The 311-nt window shown below is 57.6% G+C and carries 1 protein-coding gene; it reads left to right on the top strand.

The genetic code is table 11. The features are described from left to right. The coding region (locus tag JIN78_RS17105; RefSeq protein ID WP_200393208.1) for a transposase at positions 1-311 on the top strand (311 nt) is incomplete at both ends.

Genomic DNA, 311 nt, shown 5'->3' with positions numbered 1-311 from the left:
TCCAAGGTGCGCGATGTGGGTGCCTATCTTGGCCTCGTGCCCCGGCGCGATCAGTCGGGAGATTGTGATAAACAACTCCGAATCACCAAGGCCGGAGACAGTTATTTGCGGCGACTCTTGGTCGGGTCGGCCCAATATATCCTGGGGCCCTTTGGCAAGGAAAGTGACCTGCGCCAGCATGGGCTGGAGCTGGCGGCCCGGGGTGGTCCTCGTGCTAAGAAGAAGGCCGTCATCGCGATTGCTCGTAAGCTCTCCGTGCTCTTGTTAAGTCTTTGGAAGAATGAATCCCTTTATGAGCCTGTGCGCAAAGC

It is taken from the genome of Roseibacillus ishigakijimensis, from assembly GCF_016595415.1.
Classification (GTDB): domain Bacteria; phylum Verrucomicrobiota; class Verrucomicrobiia; order Verrucomicrobiales; family Akkermansiaceae; genus Roseibacillus; species Roseibacillus ishigakijimensis.
The sequence above is the reverse complement of the archived record's forward strand: the minus strand, read 5'-3'. Positions and strand labels throughout refer to the sequence as shown.